The sequence below is a fragment of the Bacteroides sp. HMSC067B03 genome, from assembly GCF_001811315.1.
Taxonomy (GTDB): domain Bacteria; phylum Bacteroidota; class Bacteroidia; order Bacteroidales; family Bacteroidaceae; genus Bacteroides; species Bacteroides faecis.
Genome location: NZ_KV804338.1, coordinates 20,295 through 43,371 on the forward strand (window position 1 = coordinate 20,295; position 23,077 = coordinate 43,371).

Consider the following 23,077-nt stretch of genomic DNA (forward strand, 5'->3'; position numbering starts at 1 on the left):
TAAATAAAATGTACCTAATCAATATCAATGATAAATTTATGACAACACGAAGAGATTTTCTAAAGACAATGTCACTGGCTTCTGCAGGATTGGCACTGGGATCTGGTGAGTTACTGAATGCTCAAACTATTTCATCTAAAAAGGGAAGAAATGAAAAGGTAAAGATAGCCTATATTGGCATTGGAAACCGTGGAGAGCAAATTATACAGGATTTTGCACGTACCGGTATGGTAGAAGTTGTAGCCCTGTGTGATGTAGACATGGGAGCTAAACATACACGAAAAGTAATGGGTATGTATCCTAAGGCGAAGCAGTTCAGAGATTTTCGCCAAATGTTTGATAAAGCCGGTAATGAGTTCGATGCTGTAGCAATTGCTACTCCTGATCACTCTCACTTCCCTATCAGCATGCTGGCTCTGGCTTCCGGCAAACATGTATATGTGGAGAAACCGTTGGCCCGTACTTTTTATGAGGCAGAACTATTGATGCAGGCTGCCCTTAAACGTCCCAACCTGGCTACTCAGGTGGGGAATCAGGGACACTCGGAAGCAAATTACTTCCAGTTTAAAGCTTGGATGGATGCGGGGATCATTAAGGATGTGACAGCTGTTACTGCTCATATGAATAATCCGCGTCGCTGGCATAAGTGGGATACGAACATTTATAAACTACCTTCAGGTCAGCAACTCCCGAAGGATTTGGATTGGAATACCTGGCTGGGAGCTGTTCCCTACCATGAATATTGTAATAAATATGATCAGGGTGAATGGCGTTGCTGGTATGACTTCGGTATGGGAGCCTTGGGTGACTGGGGGGCACATATATTGGATACTGTTCACGAGTTCCTTGAATTGGGCTTGCCTTATGAAGTGACTCTGACACATCAGGAAGGACACAATGATTACTTCTTCCCTTATTCTTCTACTATTCTTTTCCGCTTCCCGCAGCGTAAAGGAATGCCACCGGTAGATATTACCTGGTATGACGGTCTGGATAATCTTCCTCCTATCCCGGCAGGTTATGGCGTTTCCGGACTAGACCCGAACATTCCTAAAACCAATCAGGGAGATGTTCCTCCTGCTAAACTGAATCCGGGAAAGATTATCTATTCAAAAGAACTGACTTTCAAAGGGGGTAGCCACGGAAGTACCTTGTCTATTATTCCGGAAGAAAAGGCAAAGGAAATGGCAGATAAGTTGCCGAAAGTTCCTAAAAGTCCATCCAATCACTTCGAGAACTTCTTGTTGGCATGCAATGGTATTGAAAAGACACGTTCACCGTTCGAGATTAATGGCGTTTTGAGCCAGGTATTCTCATTGGGAGTAATGGCACAGCGTCTTAACACTCAGTTGTTCTTCGATCCTCGCACGAAGCAGATTACAAATAATGAATTTGCGAATTCAATGTTGGCCGGACTCCCACCGCGTAAAGGCTGGGATGAATTCTATAAATTATAAAAGCTGGTAGGGAATATAAAAACAGAATAAAGTTTGATTATAATAACAACATGAGTATGAAGAAAAATGTCGTATTGACTTTACTTTTATTCTGTGCTGCTTCTTTATCGGCACAGAACTGGGAACCTCTTTTCAATGGTAAAAACCTGAAAGGCTGGAAAAAACTGAATGGCAAAGCTGAGTATAAAATCGTAGACGATGCTATTGTAGGAGTATCAAAAATGGGAACTCCCAATACTTTTTTGGCAACCACCAAAAATTATGGAGACTTTATCCTTGAATTTGACTTTAAGATTGATGATGGTTTAAACTCGGGAGTGCAGATTCGTAGTGAGAGTAAAAAAGAATATAATAAAGGTCGCGTACATGGCTATCAGTTCGAAATTGATCCTTCCAAACGTGCTTGGTCCGGTGGTATCTATGATGAGGCTCGCAGAAACTGGATTTATTCTTTGAACTGGAATCCTTCGGCACGTACAGCTTTCAAGAACAATGCTTGGAACAAGGCTCGGATTGAAGCGATAGGTAACTCTATCCGTACTTGGATTAACGGAGTGCCTTGCGCTAATATCTGGGACGACATGACTCCTGTCGGATTTATAGCTTTACAGGTACACGCTATTGGTAATGCTGCTGACGAAGGAAAAACTGTGAGCTGGAAGAATATCCGTATTTGTACAGCAGACGTAGAGCGTTATCAGACACCGGAGTCTCAGGCTGCACCGGAAAGAAATCTGATTCCTAACACACTGTCTCCGCGTGAGAAGAAAGATGGCTGGGCTTTGTTGTGGGATGGCAAGACTAATGAAGGCTGGAGAGGAGCGAAACTGTCTACTTTCCCTGCAAAAGGCTGGAAGATGGAAGACGGCATTCTTAAGGTGATGAAGAGTGGTGGCGCTGAATCTGCCAATGGCGGTGATATTGTAACTACCCGCACATATAAGGACTTTATTCTGACCGTAGATTTCAAGATAACTGAAGGTGCAAATAGTGGAATCAAGTACTTCGTTAATCCGGAAATGAATAAGGGTGCTGGTTCTGCTATCGGTTGCGAGTTCCAGATTCTGGATGATGATAAACATCCTGATGCTAAACTTGGTGTAAAAGGTAACAGACAGTTAGGCTCATTGTATGATCTGATTCCGGCTCCTAAGAATAAACCTTTCCATAAGAAAGAGTTCAATACAGCTACTGTTATTGTTAAGGGCAATCATGTAGAACACTGGCTGAATGGAGAAAAGCTGATTGAGTACGACCGTAATAATGCGATGTGGAATGCATTAGTTGCTTATAGTAAGTATAAGAACTGGCCTAACTTCGGAAATATTATTGAAGGCAATATCCTTTTACAAGACCACGGAGATGAAGTTTGGTTCAAGAATGTGAAGATTAAGGAATTGAAATAAGAATATCCTGTATAAAAAAGAAGGAGTTGTGTCGAAAATCTTATTCTGCGAATGAATTTAGTTTCAGGCATAACTCCTTTTACTTTTGATAGATGAAAATAGCTATTCAACATTTGTACAGACCATCCCATGAGGGGGACGGATTACTTTACGCTTGGTTCTCTTCTATGCATACGCGTGTAGATATTCTTTTGTACAGTCAGAAGCCAGAAGAAGAATTGATGTCTGTGGTTGAACGCATACATGCAGCATTGAGTTATCTGGAAAAAATAGCTAATTATTATGACCCTGCCAGCGAGCTGGCTGTTATTAACCGGACCGCTTCTATATGTCCAGTGATTCTGAGCAGGCAACTTTATACAATGATTGATTTGTGCATGGAATATCATGGGAAAACGTCAGGATGCTTCGATGTCACAGTTCATTCAGAGAATTATAATCCGGACACCATTCATTCGGTGTATTTGTCAGCGGAAGAACGCAGTATCTTTTTCCAGCAACCGGGAATTACCATCAACCTTTCGGGATTCTTGAAAGGATATGCCCTGGAAACTGTCAGAGCTATATTGAACACCTGCTGTATAGAGAATGCCTTGATTAATATGGGCAACAGCTCTGTACTTGCCTTAGGTGATCATCCAGCCGGGACAGGGTGGAAAGTTAATTTTGGAAACCGCCTGGAAACAGATAAAATAGGTATGAAGCAGAGTGTTCTTCTTTGTAATGAATGCCTTACTACTTCCGGAAATGAATCGGATGGACGCAAACATATCATTTCTCCCCACGATGCCTCTTTTGTAGAGGGCATTAAACAGATAGCTGTTGTAACAAAGAACGGAGCTGTCGGAGAAATACTGTCTACCGCTCTGTTTGCCGCCAGTCCGGAACAACGCGAGGCTTTGCTTGTAAATCTTCGTCCTTTACTTATCGACTACTTCCTTATTGGTTATTAGACGACTGGATTTTTCCTTTTTGGGATGATAAAACGGACTTAGAGTAGCCTTTTGACCATATTATTCCATTTATCGGTCTATTTCTTTTATTACTTCTGTTGATTTTTGGTTTTCTTTGTACCATCGATTATCAATCTAACTTTTATATGAAAAATAAGATTTTATTAGCAGGGCTTTTTTGCTGTAGCCTTATTTCAACAGAAGCACAAGTATTACTGGATAAGAACGCTGGTAAAAACAGTTTCCCTATTGTTTCTCCGTCTGCCAATGTAGTGGTTTGTTTTGATGGAAAGGATGAGACTGTGGTTCGTAAAAGTGTGTCTTTATTTACAGATGATGTCCGTCGCGTGACAGGGCAGGATCTGAAAGCACAAGCAAGTAATCCGGGTGAGGTCTCGGCTCGTTATGCTATTATTGTAGGGACAGCCGGAAAAAGTGCTTGGATCGATGCGTTGACAGCTAAAAAGAAAATAGATATAACTCCTATCGCCGGTGGATGGGAACGGTATATGATAGAAACGGTTGATAATCCTGCACCGGGAATTAAAAAAGCCATTGTTGTAGTTGGTAGTGACAGACGTGGTACTGCTTACGGACTTCTTTCCATATCGAAAGCAATAGGAGTCTCTCCTTGGTATTGGTGGGCCGACGCTCCGATAAAACAGCAGAAAAAGCTGGCTGTCAATGTTCATAAATTCGTTTCAAAAGAACCTACTGTTAAATTCAGAGGTATTTTTATCAATGACGAAGATTGGGGACTTTACCGCTGGTCAAAGAACAATTATGAGAAGGAACGTGGAAACTTTGGACCGAAAACGTATGCACAAGTTTGTGAATTATTGCTCCGCCTTCAGGCTAATTATCTCTGCCCGGCTATGCACGATGCGTCTATGGCATTCCACCGTATCCCTGAAAATAGATTGGTTGCAGATAGTTTTGCTATCGTTATGGGTTCCTCTCATTGCGAACCGCTGTTGTTCAATACGGCAAGCGAATGGAAACGTGATAAGATGGGGGAATGGGATTACATCAATAATAGGGCAGGGGTGGACAGTGTTCTGAGAGCTCGTGCAAACGAATGTGCTCCTTTTGAAAATGTATACACTCTGGCACTGCGTGGGTTGCACGATAGAGCGATGAACGCAAGTAATAACATGTCGGATAGAAAACAGATGCTTCAGGATGCGTTGATGGCACAACGAAAAATGTTGATCGATGCAACAGGTAAACGTGGAGAAGATATTCCGCAAGCTTTTACTCCATATAAGGAGGTATTGGATGTGTATGATGAAGGTTTGGAACTGCCGGATGATGTAACGATTATATGGCCGGATGATAATTATGGATATATGAAGCGTTTGAGTAGCCCGAAAGAACAGAAACGTTCCGGACGTTCGGGGGTTTATTATCACTCTTCTTATCTGGGCAAGCCTCACGACCATCTTTGGATGAATACTACTTCGCCCACATTGATGTATGAAGAGCTCCGAAAGGCTTACGATATGACAGCAGATCGGATCTGGTTACTCAATGCCGGTGATATCAAGGCGTGTGAGTTCGCTGTCGATTTTTTCCTGTCGATGGCATATGATATCGATTCTTTCAATTTTGACAGAGCGGCTGCTTATCGGACAGAATGGTTATGTGGTATGCTGGGCGACGAATACCGTAATGAATATCAAGATGTGCTCAATTCATTCTATAAACTGGCCTTCGCCCGCAGACCGGAATTTATGGGATGGGGCTATCAGTGGGCTACCGACAAGCATGGAAGAGAGCGGAATACAGATACTGATTTCTCCTTGACGAATTATAGAGAAGTAGATTCTCGCCTGAGTGAATATCGTCGAATCGGAAGTATTACAGAGGAAATATTGAATAAATTACCGGAAGAGAAAAAGGCATGTTTTTATCAGTCAATGTATTATCCGGTGAAAGGATGTGAACTGTTGAACAGAATGATACTGGACGGACAGAGAAATCGTTGGTATTCCATTCAGCAAAGAGCAGCTACCGGAAAATTGGAAAAAACGGTGAAAGCCTGCTATGACAGTTTGCAAGTGATAACAAAAGGGTATAATTCGCTGCTTGGTGGTAAATGGAATCATGTAATGACTATGAAACAAGGATTCGCTGCTGCTTATTTTGAACTTCCGGCATTGAGAAAAGCTTCATTGGCACCTACTGCTGTGTTGGGAGTAATGGCAGAGGGAGAAGATGTGCTGAAGGGGCTGAAGAGTTTCCATTCATTGCCTTGCTTCAATACTTATCTGCGTCAGTCTTATTATGTAGATGTTTTCAATAAAGGAGCAAGTCCGTTGAAATGGAAAGCATCTGTAACGGATAGCTGGATACTGTTGAGTAAGAAAGCGGGTGAGACTTCCACAGAGGAACGGATTGAAGTATCGATTGACTGGGAAAAGGTTCCGACCGGCGAAAAAGTATTTGGGGTACTGGAGATTACTTCCGCCCAAGGTGAGAAGGAAAATGTGTATGTTTCTGTATTTAATCCTTCCTCTCCTTCATTGGCCGAAATGGATACTTTATTTGTAGAACATAACGGATATGTTTCTATCGATGCGGCAAGCTTCCATCGGAAAGTGGAAAATAAAGCAATCAAAATGCGATCAATACCTAATCTGGGTATCGAAAATACGGCTATTCAGTTAGGTGATCCGACAGCTGCGCCGCAACGAACTGCAGGGCGTAGCACGCCACGTCTGGAATACGATTTCTATACTTTTGAGCAAGGTTCAGTTGATGTTTATACCTATGTGCTGCCTACCTTTGTGACAAGTAAGGATAGAGGATATGCCGGACACGAAGCTACGAACATTGAAACTAAATATGGAGTGTGTATTGATGAGGGCCCTGTACTGAATCCGTCTACTTCTTCTTTTGAGTATGCGCAAATTTGGTATGAGAGTGTATTGAAAAACTGTAGAATCAATAAGACAACTTTGCATATTGACAAACCGGGTAAGCATACAGTGAAAATTATTTGTGGAGATGCCGGAACAGTACTGCAAAAGATTGTATTAGACTTTGGAGGAATGAAACGTTCCTATTTTGGACCACAACCGACAAGGAAATAGAGTTGTTTGATTAATAGGTAGTTAAGGATTGCCATAGTTGTTATGATTATGGGTGATAGGGTTTGTATTCAATCTTTATTTACCAAGTTATGCGAATCAGTATTCAGTTGCTGATTCGCATATATCCTTTGCCAAATAATACCAAGATGAAAAAACACTTTTTACTTATACTCTTTTTGCTTTTGGCCACAGTTGTTGAGGCTAATCCGGTAAAGCAAATGTTGGAACGTTTCCAGAAAGGTCTTTCCAACCGATTTAAAATTGAAATCCGTTCTTCTTCTGACCAGGGCGATTACTTTGAACTGTATGGTGGTGGGCGAAAAGTCACAGTCCGTGCTAATAATTATGTAAGTGCTGCTTTTGGCATTAATTGGTATCTGAAGTATTATTGCCATGCTCATGTGTCTTTTTGTGAGGACAGATTACCGGATTTACCTGTGGATCTGCCTCAGGTGAAAGAACGCCATGAAACGGTATTATCCGACAATTTCTATATGAATTATTGTACTTTTAGTTATACTACAGCTTTTTGGGACTGGAAACGTTGGGAACGCGAGATAGACCTGATGGCTCTAAGCGGCATTAACATGCCGATGGCCATGGTTGGGGCAGAAGTTGTGTGGCGGAATACATTGTTGAAGTTTGGATATACACTTCCTGAGGTGAAAGAGTTTTTGTGTGGTCCGGCTTATTTCGGTTGGTTGTTGATGGGGAATTTGGAGAATATCGGTGGTCCTCTACCTGATGAATGGTTTAAGGAACAGACCGTTTTGCAGAAGAAAATACTTGCCCGTATGCGTGAGTATGGGATGAAACCCGTTTTTCAGGGATTCTTTGGAATGGTTCCGTCCTCATTGAAAGAAAAATATCCGGAAGCACATTTGGTAGAGCAAGGGCTGTGGAATTCACTTCAACGCCCACCGGTACTCGATCCTGCTGATCCATTGTTTGAGCAGATGGCAAGGGTATGGTATACTGAATATGAGAAGCTTTATGGTAAAGCTGATTTGTTTGGCGGTGACCTTTTTCATGAAGGTGGGAAAACCGGGGGGATTGATGTTACGGATGCAGCCCGTCGGGTACAAACAGCTATGAAGCAATATAATCCGGATGCGACTTGGGTGATTCAGGCATGGTTGGGAAATCCGAAAAAAGAATTGTTGGCAGGGCTTGATAGAAAGCATACACTGATAGTTGATCTTGCTGCTGAGTTTTGGGATAACTGGCGGAAACGCAAGGGATTTGACGGCTTCCCTTGGCTATGGTCGCATATTTCCAATTATGGAGCTAATATTGGGCTACATGGGCGTTTGGATGCTATAGCTACTGGTCCAATAGATGGTCGGAAAGACCCGGAGGCATCACCAAGTATGAAAGGAACCAGTTCTACACCGGAAGGAATAGAAGTGAATCCGGTGGTTTTTGATTTGTTGAATGAAATGCGCTGGCGTTCGGAATATTTGGATATTGATACTTGGCTGAAAGAGTATTCCGTACGTCGTTATGGGGCGGAAGATGAGAATTTGAAAAAGGCGTGGATCATTTTTCACCGTACAGCTTATGGAACTTATTCCGGTCATCGCCGTCCATCAGAGTCTGTATTTTGTGCACCTCCTAGTTTAAAAAGGGATAAAATTACGGCTTCTGCCTGGAGCCAATGCCGAATCTTTTATGATCCGGATCTTTTCGCCCAGGGAGTAGGACTATTCTTGCAGAGTGCAGATCATCTGAAGCAGACGTCAACTTATCAGTATGATGCAGTCGATTTCGTCCGTCAGTATCTTGCGGATTTAGGACGGGAAGCATATTACAATCTGGTGGATGCTTATCGGGCGAAAGATACGAAACAGTTTGATTACTGGTCGGAGAGGTTTCTGCAGCTGATTAAGGATCAAAATGAGTTACTGTCCACTCACGAATGCTTCTTCGTGGGACGCTGGCTGGATATGGCCCGTTCGAAGTCAAAGCAGCCTGAATTGCAGGATTTGTATGAGTACAATGCCCGTATGCTGATCGGGACATGGACGGAGACGCTTAGTCCGGTGCGCGACTATGCCCACAAGGAATGGGGCGGACTGTTGAAGGATTATTATCTGCCTCGCTGGACTAATTACATCGCTTATCTTAAAGGTACATTGGAAGGACGTTCACTTACTGTTCCGAACTCGTTTCAAGTGGAGAAGGCGTGGATAAATGCACATAATAAGTATGTGCTTGAGACTGGTGTTGATCCAGTGGAGACAGCCAAGAGAATGTATCGTAAATATCATATTTAATCATTACTCAAAAATAGTATTATGAAAGGATTGTTGAAAACAGCTGTATTATTGGCTACATTCTGCGCTACAGCCATGGCTTGTGGAGGTGGTGGAGAGGATGCATTGGATCAAAAGGGAGGTGATGGTGGCGGAACTGGCAATAAGGGTGATAAAGAAGAATCGGAACAACCATTTGTTGCTCATATTACTCCTATAGACAAACTCAATCAAGGTGTTCCGGTGATTAATTCGCACGCTGATGTCACTTCGCATTCGTCCTTGAAGATGAACTTTCGGACGTATTCACAATTGGGAGAGAGTGTACTAAAATCTGCCAAACCTAATTATGTACGGGTTAAGAAATTGGCTAATGATGGTTATATCATGTTCTATCACAACAATCAGATTGGTGCCAGTTGTTCTTATGCGACCAGTACGGACTTTAAAACATGGAGTTATAAAGGCAAGTTGTTTGCTAATTACAGTATTATCGACAGTAAAGGTGAAAAGAATGACCGGCGTTATTCAAATTGTGATGGGCTAGTACTTTCCAACGGAGATATTTTGGCCGTAGCCTCCTATAGGGCTAATAATGGGTATAGAGACTTGCCTAAAGATGCAGGTATTGAAATGAGGCGTAGTACCGATAATGGCGTTACATGGAGTGAACCGGTCTCAGTGTATCAGGGTGTCAACTGGGAGCCGTATTTGCTGGAATTGTCTTCGGGAGAAATCCATTGCTATTTCACGGACAGTAGCCGTACGGGTATTGAAGGCAAAGACACCGGAACTGCAATGGTCATATCCAGAGATGGCGGTCAAACGTGGACGCCTTCATTTGGTAGTATCCCTTACTATGTGATACGGATGAAGTGGGAGCAAGACGGAAAAACATACTTCAATCATCAGATGCCGTCTGTTATTCAACTTAAAGGTAGCAATGAACTGGCGGCTGCTGTAGAAACTAATAACCGTGGAACATATTATATATCACTGGCTTATTCCGGTGAAGATGGTGAATGGGATCATCTTGATGCGGATCAGGAAGGACCGGCTGATAGCGACAATCTGTCTTTTTTAGGTAGCGCTCCATATTTATCTCAGTTTCCATCGGGTGAGACTGTGCTTTCGTATAACAAATCTTCTACTTTCTATATGAAAATGGGGGATGCCAAAGCGCGTAATTTTGGAAGTGCTTATTCACCATTTTCGGGTAAGGGATATTGGGGAACGCTGAATCTGGAAAATTCGCATCAATTGGTGGGAGCGATGCCTGATACTTCTAATGGAACAATCATGTTATCACAATTTATTCTTAATCATCGTATTGATGCAATATGCCGCAGTGTAAAGGTAGATGGCAACAATCAGGAATGGGCGAATACGGACCATGCGCTTTTTGTCGGAGAAAAATCGCAAGTGCAGGGAACTCTCCGCTGTTCGTGTGATGACAAGAATGTATATTTCCTGGTGGAAGTACTTGACCGGAGCTTACTGAGAGGTGATTATGCTACTGTTTATCTCTCTCCGGATGATAGTAAAAGTTTGGCGAACGGTGCTAAACGGATACAAGTATCAATGGATGGATTGAAAAGTACCGAAACTTATGCCGGTAAATGGAATAGCGCGGAAATGGGGGTAGAAGTAAAAACCTATGTGTGCAATGATACCAATGAAGATCGTATTGACAACTATGGTTACATTGCCGAAATATCTATTCCGCGTTCCAGTTTGACAATTTCTTCGGGACAGGTGCTGGTCAATTTCTCTATTACTGATAATAAAGAAGAGGAAGCGGTTAGTGATGTATCTTCCATAAGTCGCTGGATACCAGTGGCAGGACTATAATCTAATTATAACGTGAGTATTAACTATATGTAAACAATTAAAATGATGAAAAAGAATTATTACTTAATTTGTGTATTGTTGCTGGCTGCATTCTGTACGACCAATGTAGCTACTGCTCAAAATTATTTTGGAGATTTTCCTGTAAAGGCAGATCCTAAGACTGTTGGCAATAAATTAAGCAGACGCTTGATGGAAACCAAACATCAGCTATATTTTGATAAGGGAATACATTATGCTGAGGTATGTACATGGTATGGAGCTCTTCGTTTTGCAGAATTGACGAATAACAAAGAGCTGATCAAACTGTTGAGAAATCGTTTCGAGCTATTGTTCCACTTGGAAAAAGAACTCTTGCCTCCACCCATACACGTAGACCAGAATATGTTTGGTTGCTTGCCTCTTAGATTTTATAATATAACGAAGGACCAGCGTTATCTGGATCTGGGGTTGCCGTATGCTGATACTCAGTGGCAGCTGCCTGCCAATGCAAACGAAGAAGAACGCAAATGGGATAAAAAAGGGTATTCTTGGCAAACTCGTCTTTGGATCGATGACATGTATATGATTACTATTGTACAGTCTGAGGCTTATAAAGCCACAGGAGATCCTAAGTACATCAATAGAGCTGCCAAAGAAATGGTTCTATATCTGGATGAATTACAACATCCTAACGGGCTTTTCTATCATGCACCGGATGTTCCTTATTATTGGGGACGTGGAGATGGCTGGATGGCTGTAGGAATGACAGAGCTTCTGTTCAATCTGCCAAAAAATGATCCGAACAGAGACCGGATTATGAAAGGCTATCTTTTGATGATGAACAATCTGAAGAAATACGTGAATAAAGATGGACTGTGGAACCAATTGATTGACCAGCCTGATTTTTGGACTGAAACATCCGGATCGGCAATGTTTACTTATGCCATGATTTTAGGTGTTCAGAACGGCTGGTTGGATAAAGAAGAATTTGCTCCTATTGCACGCAGAGCCTGGTTGGGCCTATGCAATTACATAGACGATAAGAATGATCTTACCGAAGTTTGTATTGGAACGGGAAAGAAAAATAGTAAGCAATATTATATGGACCGTCCTCGCATTGCCGGAGATTATCATGGACAGGCACCTATCTTGTGGTGTGCTTATGCTTTGCTGAACAATAAGTAAAAGACAGATATATTTTGTTGTATAAAAGGAGAGGATGTCCCCACTGATTGGAGACATCCTCTTTCTCTAAATATAACAATATAAAATGATTCCTTATACTGTCGGGTCCGGTGCTTCATCACCGCCGTCATTACCGCCTTCGTTTCCTCCGCCTTCTTCACCACCACCTGAAGGAGCAGAACTGCTGTTTCTGGTTACATCCAGTTTCTGAATGCTGACAGACTTTATCATATTTTTCAGCAACTCCCCCGGAGTAAAGATGATTTTACGGTTTTTCAATGTTTCCGTAGTGACTTCCTCTGCGTTTTCCTGGCTCTTGCATCCGAAGGAGGGACGGAAAGTTCCAAATTCCCCCAAGTTGACGGATGCTCCGATTTCCATGTACGTTATCAAAGAATCAATGAGTCCGTCGAGGACGGCTTTTACTGTACCGCGTGGAACGAATCCCACTTTGGTTACCTGATCGCACAGCATCTTAAAATCAACGTTGACTACATTGAACGGACGCGCTACATATTTTTCTGCTTTGGTATCGTCGAAACCAAAGGTTGTTTTTTTGACTACATATTTCAGTGCCATAATTTTAGTTTTTTAAATAGTTTATAAATCGAGTTTCTGTTTTGTGATCACGATGCAAAGATATGGCAACTGAAATTACTGTGCAAGTTATTTTTCGAAAGTGCGTTAAACAAATAATTAATAATCCGTATATTGCTGATAATGAACGTCATTTTTTCACTATGAGCTTGCTTTGTAGTGTGATACTACTATTAGAAAAACTACTTCTTTAGATATACGACAGTTTTTCCTCCTCCATACTTCCGGATTATCTCTTCTTTCAAAAACTTATTGAGTAGTTCAATCGCTTTGTTGCGGCTTATTTCTGCCAATCTCATGAAATCGGTACGAGTGATACAGCCATGTTTGTCCAGATGTTGTATCAGGAGGGTACGGCATCTTTCTTCGTTGGAATCGTTATTAGTACGATAGGGTGACTCTATGCGTTCCAGTTGTAATGGCTCCAGACTCTCACGAAACTTTTTGTTAATGCGCAGGTTCACCTTATTTAAATGGATGGAAGGAGAACGAATTTCTTTCTTCTCCATCACCGGACGGTCACATGTCAGTGATAGGGAGAAATGTCCGATTTCCCCGACTTCTACGGTCCAGCCTTGCGCGAGCCAGTGTTGTAGCTCATCACTGACGGCTTGCAGGCAACCTTCTATTGTGGCTGGACTGAAGCCGTTGGATTTGGATACTAGTTCAACGAACTTATCGGCATCAATGCTGCCTGATGGAATAACACGTGCATAAAGTGCCTGTTGTTCCTCCTTTTTTTGTGGATTACCACTCGTGTATAAATCGTAATAAATGCTCATAGTTACTTTATATTTTTTTTGTTCTACGGATAATTTCTTTCTCTTCATAAATTAATTCGTCCGCCTATAGCCGGACGCAAGTTTGCCTATAGGCGACGTTGCGTTTGCCTATAGCCGGACGAAAGAATGCCTATAGCCGGACGAATTAATTTATGCACTCAAAGATATTACTTTTTTCGGAGAAGGGACTTAGTTTTTCCACAAGCACAGTTTAATAATCAGGATTCTATTTTGTAAATGAATAAATCGTTGCTTTTATTGGACTATATGTTCTATCTTTTTCTGATCAGTATGTTTATTTTTGTACACAAGGCTCATAGTCTTCCTTTTTGTATTGGATCATAGTAGAACTTTTAATTTATATACTATAATGACACCTTTAATAAAAAAAATAGAAGCAGCTATTAAGAAAATCGATAATCTTGATAGACTTTATGCAGATATTGCTTTAGTTTACACAAACTCAATTTATAATAGCCGGGTCATCCAGTTGAATGACTATTTGTTGCACAGTTGTGAAAGTGGTGTTACAGATACACATTACTGTGATCATGAAATCATAGTCTCACTTACGACATATGAGCCACGCTTATATGAAACTTATCTGGCTATTGAATCGATAATGCAGCAAACCGTAAAAGCGAATCGAATCATTTTATGGTTACCTGATTCACTTAAAACTACAACTCTGCCCAATACTTTACAACTGCAAATGAAGAGAGGACTGGAAGTAAGATACTGTAAGGATATCCGTTCATATAAGAAACTGATACCAGCACTGCGTAGCTACCCTGATGATGCAATAATTACAATTGATGACGATGCGATATATCATATTGACCTGATAGAAAAATTAGTCAATAGCTACATCAAAGATCCTCAATTTATTTATTTTAACCGAGGGCGTCGTATTCATTTGCAAGATGGAAAGCTTTTACCGTATCTGGGGTGGAAAAAATGTTTTGATATGGAAGCATCTGTTCTGAATTTCCCAACAGGTGTTGGTGGTATACTTTATCCGCCACATATTTTTTCTGATGAGGTTTTTAATGAATCGGTTTTTATGAATATATGTCCGTTTAGTGATGATATTTGGTTTAAAGCTATGGCACTTTATAATGATAAGTTATGTAAGAAAGTCTACACCCATAATAGATCGGGCAATGACTATCTGGAAAATCTGAGTGTGCAAAACTGTGCTTTACATCATATTAATCATGGGCAACAACAGAATGACATACAACTCAAAGATGTATTTGAGAAATACGATCTTTACAAAAAGTTAATTGTCATGTGATGTGATAGGAAAAAATAAATCTTTTAACTCAGTTTGTTTGCTAAAGTCGAACAGTGTATTTTTGCGTAGAACACAAAAACTATTCCAAGCGTTTTGTATGGCATTGTAATATCTTTGCATGGCGCTGTATTGTTCTTGCTGTGCAGAGGCTAAATCATAAACGGATACTTTGCCGGAGTGGAATTTATGTGCCAATAATACATATTGTTCCTGAGAGAGTTGATAACTTTTAGTTGCAACAAACCATAGATTCATATTGTGATTATAATCTTCCACTATATCTTTTATGTTGTTATCAAAATTGACTTCTGCCTGATCTATTTCTATCATACTGTTTTGATAGTTGTTCTTTGCCATGCGAATCTTGTTACGGTTGATACCCCATTGAAAAATTGGAATCTGAATGCCTATCATGACTCCTTGAGTATAATCCGGCTTTTGGTATGCATCCAGAAAATGATCGGAATATTGGTTGAGTCCGTAGCTTATTTTAATGTTGCCATTGAAGCGGTTGTTTAGTTTGGCGGTAAATAGTGTTTGTTCGGCTTTTAGTCTTTTTTCTTCTTGCGATAAGGCAAACGGACTATTGTGACGGGCATAAACAATAGCTGACTTTTCGTCGATCTGCAAAGGTAAATTGAATTCCGGGGTTAATATCTCTACTTCTTCATCTATCCATTCAGGCCTGTTCAGGAATGTGCTAAGTTCTCTAAGTGCTTTCTGATAATTCTTAGTGGAATTCTCGAAAGCATATTTGTTATTCAACTGTTGTAGCTCCATTTGATGATATTCATATTCGGTAAAATATCCATTGTCGAGTAAGGCTTTGCTGGCAATGAGAAGAGTATCCGATATGAGAAGATTCTTATGTGACAAATCAGCTGCGAGCTTACTTGAGAACAGGGTCATGAATAGGTTTACAGCTTTTGTTTGGATATCTGACATTTCCGAGCAATATTGTTTCAGTGAGTTATTATATACTGCATACTGTATACCTCTTTGCCTCTTGTAATTATAGAAACCTCCGATGAAGGGTTGCGAATAGTTGATGTAAAGTGGATTAGTTCCAAAACGATTTCTGTTATTGGAGAATTCCCGGAGGTAGTTGAGTCGTGAACTGACACTGAGCTCGCCTCCGATGATACCGACTTTTTGTCGGATGGCTATTTCTGTACTGCTGTTGTTGGAGTAATCTTCTACATATGAATAATTTCCACTCTCAGAGTTCTGCATTAGCTTTTGTGAGCGGTTAAAGTTTACAGGGCTTAAAGAGAAAGCGACAGACGGTAGAAATTCTTTTTTGTAATTCTCAAACTCCAATATGGAATTCTCGTGTGACAACTTGATTTTTTGTGCCGATGGTGACATCAGGCACCACTCGTTTAGTACTTGTTCTAAAGAAATCTGATATGGTTGTCCCTGTAAAAGTGCAGGAAATAGCAGAAACCATATTGTTATCCATTTAAGATTCATATGAATGTCTCTATTTATGTTGAATATTAGTTTTTATATAGCTATGATTGGGAAGAGACCAAGTTAAAGTATTCACCTTTTCTGGCAATAAGATTTTCGTGATTGCCTACTTCTACAATTCTGCCTTTATTAAGAACAACAATCTGATCTGCGTTTCGTATGGTGCTTAGCCGGTGAGCTACTACGATAACAGTCCTGTTTTTGAAAGCACTGTTCAGTGCTTCAACAATCTTCTTCTCATTGATGACGTCCAATGAGTTTGTTGCTTCGTCCAGAAAGAGAAAATCCGGATTACGGTATAGTGCCCGTGCTATCAGTAAGCGCTGTTTCTGTCCTCCGCTTATTCCTCGTCCTTTCTCTCCAATTACTGTATCAAATCCTTTGGGCATACCATTGATTTCATCCTCTATCTGGGCCATCTGACACACTTTGTGCAGATGATCGTAATCAATATGTTCGTCATCCAATACAATGTTTGCTAATATTGTTTCACTGAATAGTTTGCCATCCTGCATGACTACCCCGCACATATTTCTCCAGGTACGCAGGTTGATACTCGATACATTCATGTTACCCATTTTTATTTCTCCAAAGGTCGGTTTATAAAGTCTGACTAATAGTTTGAGCAGAGTAGATTTTCCGCTACCGCTTCCTCCTACAATAGCCGTTACTTTATTTTGCGGAATAGTCAGGTATATGTTAGTCAATACTAGTGGAGAATTAGGGCTATATTGAAATATTATATTGTTTAAACTGATGTCTCTGTTTTCGGGCAGAATAGAGGTACTGCCAATAGAAAGCAGTTCTTCTTCATCTTGTAGTTGTCTGATCTCATTCATGCGTAGAAAACTGATCTTGGCATATTGAGCAGATACAACGAAACTGATGAATTGAATAAGTGGACCATTAAGCATTCCGATTATAAATTGCGTAGAGATCATTACTCCGAAGGTGATATCACCTTTTATAACTGCACTGGCACAGAAAAATACGATCCCCATGTTTTTTATATTTTCAATGAATTGGGCTCCCAGGTTTTGTGCATTAGTGATGTTGAGCACTCTTTTATTGACTTTGTATAGTCTGGCTTGAATTCCTTCCCATTTCCATCTCCTGTGTTTCTCGTAATTATATATCTTGATATCCTGAATAGCGGATACGGTTTCTACCCAATAACTTTGGTCTTGGGATATGAGTTCAAAATATTCCCAGTCCAATTTTTTACGGATACGGAGGAATAATAATACCCAGCCTGCGTATAATATTGAACCGGACAGGAAAATATAGAATATAATCGGGTTGTATACCAAAAGTATGATTCCGAATATGATAAATGTCAGGACAGAAAAGATCATTGACAGTGAATTACGCATAATGAAGCTTCGGATACGTTCATGATCTCGTGCACGCTGGAGTATATCTCCCAAAAGTTTATTTTCGAAGAATGTCACAGGAAGCTTCATGAGTTTTATCAGATAATCTGATATTAGTGCAATATTGACTCGTGAAGTAATATGTAATAACACCCAGTCGCGTATGACATTAAATATGGTAATACTCAGCAATATGCTGATATTGCCGATCAATACCATATTAATAAAATTGATGTCAGAGGTCTTTATGCCTACATCAATAACGGCTTTGGATATAAAAGGAAGTATTCCTTGTAGCAAGGTAACTGCCAGCATAATGAAGAATATCGTTGCAAAGCTGTTTTTGTAAGGAACAAAATAACGTAGGATACTGATGAAGCTATTTTTCTCCAGTTTCTTTTCGACATCGCTTCTATTGAAATCTATAGTCGGTTCTATTGCCAGAAGTACGCCATTGGTTGCTCCTTTCTGATACCATCCTTTTTTGAATTCTTCGTGAGTGTATTTAATGCGTCCTTTAGCCGGATCAGATACCCATATGTATTTCTTATTGGCATGATAGACAACAATAAAATGAGAATCTTTCCAGAAAAGAATAGCAGGGAAAGGGACTTGATTGATGACATCTTCCAATGTGCATTTAATGGCAAGTGTACGTAATCCGATACTTTCGGCTCCGGTACTTAGATCCAGTAAAGAGATACCTTGACTGGTTATGCCACAACGGTCTCTGAGATATTGTAAAGAGTAATATCGTCCAAAATGTTTGGCTATGATTTTTAAACATGCCGGACCACAATCTTGTGAATCCATTTGGTAGTCGACTGGAAATCTATGAAATATCATTGTTTTATAGAATTATAATGGGAAGTTTATTGTTCTGCGTTTGCCTTCAGGTTGTCAAATAGTCTTTCTATGAGGCGTTTCGGCTTTGTGATAATCTCGGATGTGCCTTGAGATTCAAAATCCAAATCGAGTATTTTGCCGAAATTGGTCTGTAATCCATCAGGAAATGTTATGATTATGCGATAAACATTGCTCTCTGCTTGGGTGGCTGATGGCATTTGAACCTTGTTTGATAACCGTGAGATTGAACTGACTTTACCTTTGATTAGTCCATATTCCATATATGGATAATTGTTAACTTTTACATTGGCGGTTTGACCTATTTTAACTTTGCCGATACCATAGGATGGAACTATCATTTCACCAACGATTTCATTTTGATCGGGAAGAATAGAGAATAGCTCCTGCCCGTTTTGTACAAAATAATTTTCTCTCCAGAATCCCAGGTATTCCATTTGCCCATTAATAGGACTGATTTGTAGATATTGCTTTTTCCATGCATGAATAGTGTTGGTCAATTGGGATTTGCTGACGGATAATTCTTCTCTCAACTTATCCAGAGCTTCTTGCTCTTGTAATAAATATTGTTGTATCTGTTGCTCATTCCTTTTTATCTGTGCGGTATACGACAGTCTGCTGCTATGCAGTTCTTTATAGGCTGCCTGTAAATCGTAAAAAGTGCTTTGCTGGCGTTGAAAATCTTGCTCACTGATAGCTTTTGCAAGATACAGGATGCTGTCTTTAGTCAATCGTTCTTTTTCAATACTTAGCTTTTTCCTTTTTAAAAGAAGCTCCTTATTCAGATTTTCTATGATTTCAGAATTTATTTCATTTTGTTGTTGGAGGCTATTGCACATTGTTTTATAGACATCAGAGTGCAATGTCCGATAATATTGGGAATGTGCAATACAAAAAGAGTTGTACGGGGAGCTCGCCCCTCCTAATATAAGCCCGGATCTGATAGGGAAATCTTCAAGATCTTGATTGCTATACCTATTTAATAAGGAATCTAGAAGCAAGATATCCTTGTAGTTAGCTTCATTATCTATATAGGCGATTACCTGATCTTCACATACGGATGTTCTGTTCTCATGTAGTAAATGTAGCTTACCGGATGTATTTGCCACTAGCCTGACAGGGGCAATATGCGCTGTTATTGAGATCTGACCATCTACAGAGTCAGGATATTTAATAACAAATCCTAATATCAGAATTATAAGAATAAGTAGTGTTGTTAGTATTATTGCATAGGTTGCACCTCTTGTAGGCATCCTGTCAATAATGGTTTGTACCTCTTCACTTCGTTGTACGACTTCTTCTTTTTTTGCTTCTTCTTCTATTTGTGCTTCCATAAAATAAGATTTAAACAACATTCGGTGTTTTTCTCTGTAAAGTAAAAACGTTTTGAAGTGATAACGAGGGAAAAGTTGTTCAATAAATGAAAGAAATTGATCATAACAATCGATTTTGTTCTTTTGGTATACGTTTTCAAGTTTTTAGTTAATAAATGAATAGAAAGTTTCATTTTTTGGGCCATAAATTTCATTATTTTTACTTATTATACCCGTTCTTTGTCTTCGCATAACAACAAAACCTGAAATATTATGAATACACACTTTTCGGTTATAATGCCTACCTATAATCAGGCTTCTTTTATTAGAAGGGCTATTCTAAGCCTACAAAGACAGACTTATCCCAATTGGGAATTAATTATTATAAATGATGGTTGTACGGATGATACGGAGATGTTTATTTCCGACTTCCTGAATGATGAAAGAATCGTATATATTAAAAATGAAAGTAATAAAGGTCTGGGGTATGCTTTAAATCAAGGACTTAAAATTGCCCGAAACGAATTGATAGCCTATTTGCCTTCCGATGATTATTATTTTGAGGATCATTTGGAGTCGGTTTATAAGAAGTTTCAAGAATACGATGATTTGGTCCTTGTATATACAGGTATGAAATATACCTCTCCGGATACCATGTACTATACATCTGATACCGAAAGTAAAGGATTAAAAAAAGGATGTTGTTTACAATTGGTTCAGACAGCGCATAAAAAAACGGATGAACGCTGGCTGGAAAGAAGCGAATGGGTGACTGAAGATCTGTTTGCTATGTTTTGGTGTAAATTGACAAAGTCCGGTACTTTTGGTATGACTAATAAGGTATCTTGTTACTGGACATTGCATCCTGCGCAGCGGCATTGCATCATTGGTGAGAAATATGGAGGAGGAATCAATAAATATAGGAGTTACTATAAGATTCAGTCTCCTGTCAGGATGAAAGTTTCCAAATATAAGTTCATAGATGAAGAGAAACTATATGAGAGTTTTAGAAAAGAACAGAAGCCTTGTGAGAATCCTCTGAAAATTTTGATATTAGGAGAACTGGCTTATAATCCGGAGCGTATTTATGCTTTGGAGCAGGGCGGACACATATTATATGGGCTGTGGATACAAAATCCTACCTATAGTTTCTCTACAGTAGGACATTTACCTTTTGGACATATAGAGGATATTCCGTTTGAGAATTGGAAACAGGGTATCGAGGAGGTGAAACCAGACATCATTTATGGTTTGTTAAACTTTGGAGCAGTTCCTTTGGCATATGATGTGCTGAAGGCTTTTCCGGACATACCTTTTGTATGGCATTTCAAAGAAGGCCCATCTGTTTGCCTCCGCAATGGTATGTGGAACAGACTGATATACCTGTATACCCATGCGACAGGAAAGATTTTTTTGAATGAAGCGATTAAATTATGGTTTGAACAGTTCTTACCACCAAACCATGGATTGTCTTTCATAATGGATGGAGATTTACCCAAGAAAGATTATTTTAAGGACGATTTCTCTTCTAAACTATCATCACAAGATGGAGCCGTACATACTTTGATTGCCGGAAGGATGATTGGTATTTCTAATAATGATCTGTCTGTTCTGGTAAGGAACAACATTCATATTCATTTGTATACTGAAAACTATCATGCCTGCAAGGAAAAGGCGATGGTGCGCTATATGCAGATAGCACCGAAGCATTTCCATATTCATTCTCATGTTTCTGCAGATAGTTGGACGAAAGAATTCTCGCAATATGATGCCGGATGGTTGCATTGCTTTAAAAGCCGTAATAATGGCGATTTGTTGAAAGCTACCTGGGATGATTTGAATATACCTGCTCGGATTAGCACTTATGCGGCAGCCGGGCTTCCGGTGATTTTTCCTGATAATAGTAAACATATTGCGGCCACTCAGGAACTGGCTGAAAGATTGGATGTCGGCATCTTCTTTCATGATTTTTATGAATTATCGAATAAGTTGAAAGAACAGGTAAGAATGAAACAATTGACAGATAATATGCATCGTAGTCGGGAGGTATTTAGTTTTGATTATTATGTTCCTCAATTAATTCAGCTTTTCAGAGATGCAATCAGAATAAAAAAACAGAATATATATGGATAAAATACTTCAGCAGATAGCCAATACTATTGTTGCTAATCTGAAAAATACAGAATTGATAGGGCTTTTCAATGGAAAAATCGGAATTGCTCTTTTCTTGTACAAATACGCTCATTATTCAGGAAGTACAGTTTATGAAGAGATCGCTTCAGAATTACTAGATGATGTATTCAATCAATTAAAACCCAATATTTCTCCCAGCATAGTTGACGGATTAGGTGGTATTGGGCATGGATTGTCTGTACTCTTAGGGGAGCATTTAGTGGAAAGTGATCCCGAAGATAATGTGTTGAATGATATTGATAAGATTCTACTTTGTGATATTCGTTCTTCTTCTATGAAGGAACTACGTAGCCCCTATCCTTTATATTCTTCAGGATTGTATTTGTTGTCTCGTCTTTATTATGATAAAGATACTGTAGATCAGGCATGGGTAACTAATGTTATAGTGCAAGCTAATCTTGTATTATCGGATTGTATCAGGCAAAAGAAATATGGAATGCTTAGACTTCCATATTTAAACTCAATCTTGTATGTGTCTTTGAAATTATCAGAGATGAGGGAAATAGAAGTAGATACTTTGGAAAGTCTGTTCAGGGATATACTTTATTTGTCTCATCAAGTTATTCTCCAAGGATGTCATCGTGAGACCGATATAGTGTTATTCCAAAGAATTTTCTCTCAATTGCCTCCAATATGGGAAGTGGAATGTAAACAGTTACGAAAGTTGGTAGAAGAATTAGTCGTTACCGCACCTCAAAATAGTATGAATTTCTGGTATGATAACTTATGGTGGAGTATCATCTATGATATAGCTATAGTAGAAGACGTCTCGCTGGATAAGATAGAATATTTTGTTGATAAAAAGGTTGAAGAGTCGTATTTTGATGAGCAAATAGTAAATAGCAATCTTACAGCTGTTGGATTATGGCTTATGAAGAATCCTTCGCGGGATATATAGCAATAAATGGTTGATGGTCAATGCCGTTATTTATTTTTTTAATAATTGATAATAATAAAAAAAGTAAGATGAAAAAGATTACAAAAACAAATTTTCAGGGATTGCG

At 39.6% G+C, this 23,077-nt stretch carries 15 protein-coding genes; 10 read left to right on the plus strand and 5 right to left on the minus strand.

Annotated features, from left to right (window positions below; translation table 11 throughout):
- The first annotated feature begins 38 nt into the window (after positions 1–38).
- From HMPREF2794_RS10360 to HMPREF2794_RS10390, 7 genes are all read left to right on the plus strand, one after another.
- Positions 39–1,457: a Gfo/Idh/MocA family oxidoreductase gene (locus HMPREF2794_RS10360; protein WP_022300823.1), complete on the plus strand. Its 1,419-nt coding sequence runs from the start codon at positions 39–41 to the stop codon at positions 1,455–1,457.
- 56 nt (positions 1,458–1,513) lie between these two features.
- The gene (locus tag HMPREF2794_RS10365) at positions 1,514–2,863 is read left to right on the plus strand and encodes a 3-keto-disaccharide hydrolase (RefSeq protein WP_022300824.1); all 1,350 of its coding nucleotides are present in this window, start codon (positions 1,514–1,516) and stop codon (positions 2,861–2,863) included.
- 92 nt (positions 2,864–2,955) lie between these two features.
- Entirely contained in the window at positions 2,956–3,816 is an 861-nt protein-coding gene (locus HMPREF2794_RS10370) for an FAD:protein FMN transferase (RefSeq protein ID WP_022300825.1), read from the plus strand.
- Positions 3,817–3,962: 146 nt separating this feature from the next.
- On the plus strand, positions 3,963–6,911 hold the full coding sequence (locus HMPREF2794_RS10375) for a glycosyl hydrolase 115 family protein (RefSeq protein WP_070751471.1): 2,949 nt from the start codon (positions 3,963–3,965) through the stop codon (positions 6,909–6,911).
- A 146-nt stretch (positions 6,912–7,057) separates the two neighbouring features.
- On the plus strand, positions 7,058–9,187 hold the full coding sequence (locus HMPREF2794_RS10380; protein ID WP_070751480.1) for an alpha-N-acetylglucosaminidase: 2,130 nt from the start codon (positions 7,058–7,060) through the stop codon (positions 9,185–9,187).
- A 21-nt stretch (positions 9,188–9,208) separates the two neighbouring features.
- Positions 9,209–11,017, plus strand: a complete 1,809-nt coding sequence (locus tag HMPREF2794_RS10385) for a hypothetical protein (protein ID WP_070751472.1) — start codon at positions 9,209–9,211, stop codon at positions 11,015–11,017.
- Between the two features lie 45 nt (positions 11,018–11,062).
- Positions 11,063–12,181 carry a glycoside hydrolase family 88/105 protein gene (locus HMPREF2794_RS10390; RefSeq protein WP_070751481.1) on the plus strand — a complete coding sequence of 373 codons (1,119 nt, stop codon included), beginning with the start codon at positions 11,063–11,065 and terminating at the stop codon, positions 12,179–12,181.
- Positions 12,182–12,274: 93 nt separating this feature from the next.
- Here the strand turns inward: HMPREF2794_RS10390 and HMPREF2794_RS10395 are convergent, their stop codons facing one another.
- Together HMPREF2794_RS10395 and HMPREF2794_RS10400 are read right to left on the minus strand one after the other, a co-directional pair.
- Positions 12,275–12,760, minus strand: a complete 486-nt coding sequence (locus HMPREF2794_RS10395; RefSeq protein WP_048696085.1) for an HU family DNA-binding protein — start codon at positions 12,758–12,760, stop codon at positions 12,275–12,277.
- 200 nt (positions 12,761–12,960) lie between these two features.
- Positions 12,961–13,560, minus strand: coding sequence for an HU family DNA-binding protein (locus HMPREF2794_RS10400; RefSeq protein WP_070751482.1), 600 nt, complete (start codon positions 13,558–13,560; stop codon positions 12,961–12,963).
- Between the two features lie 370 nt (positions 13,561–13,930).
- On the opposite strand from HMPREF2794_RS10400, the gene HMPREF2794_RS10405 reads away from it, so the two are divergent.
- A complete protein-coding gene (locus tag HMPREF2794_RS10405) occupies positions 13,931–14,857 on the plus strand; it encodes a hypothetical protein (RefSeq protein ID WP_070751473.1) in 927 nt (308 codons plus the stop codon).
- On the opposite strand, the gene HMPREF2794_RS10410 is transcribed toward HMPREF2794_RS10405, so the two are convergent.
- Genes HMPREF2794_RS10410 through HMPREF2794_RS10420 form a run of 3 tightly spaced genes read right to left on the minus strand, consistent with a single transcriptional unit; the run spans position 14,843 to position 19,901 of the window.
- The gene (locus HMPREF2794_RS10410; protein WP_070751474.1) at positions 14,843–16,330 is read right to left on the minus strand and encodes a TolC family protein; all 1,488 of its coding nucleotides are present in this window, start codon (positions 16,328–16,330) and stop codon (positions 14,843–14,845) included. The two genes, HMPREF2794_RS10405 and HMPREF2794_RS10410, sit on opposite strands and share 15 nt — an antisense overlap.
- A gap of 41 nt (positions 16,331–16,371) precedes the next feature.
- Positions 16,372–18,549 (minus strand): peptidase domain-containing ABC transporter, encoded by a 2,178-nt coding sequence (locus tag HMPREF2794_RS10415; protein WP_070751475.1) that lies wholly within the window; start codon positions 18,547–18,549, stop codon positions 16,372–16,374.
- A 26-nt stretch (positions 18,550–18,575) separates the two neighbouring features.
- The gene (locus tag HMPREF2794_RS10420; protein ID WP_083312054.1) at positions 18,576–19,901 is read right to left on the minus strand and encodes an HlyD family secretion protein; all 1,326 of its coding nucleotides are present in this window, start codon (positions 19,899–19,901) and stop codon (positions 18,576–18,578) included.
- 252 nt (positions 19,902–20,153) lie between these two features.
- On the opposite strand from HMPREF2794_RS10420, the gene HMPREF2794_RS10425 reads away from it, so the two are divergent.
- Together HMPREF2794_RS10425 and HMPREF2794_RS10430 are read left to right on the plus strand one after the other, a co-directional pair.
- On the plus strand, positions 20,154–22,013 hold the full coding sequence (locus tag HMPREF2794_RS10425; RefSeq protein ID WP_070751476.1) for a glycosyltransferase family 2 protein: 1,860 nt from the start codon (positions 20,154–20,156) through the stop codon (positions 22,011–22,013).
- Complete coding sequence (locus HMPREF2794_RS10430) at positions 22,006–22,971, plus strand: glycoside hydrolase family protein (protein ID WP_070751477.1); 966 nt, start codon at positions 22,006–22,008, stop codon at positions 22,969–22,971. The genes HMPREF2794_RS10425 and HMPREF2794_RS10430 overlap by 8 nt, the downstream gene beginning before the upstream one ends.
- Positions 22,972–23,077: the final 106 nt, after the last annotated feature.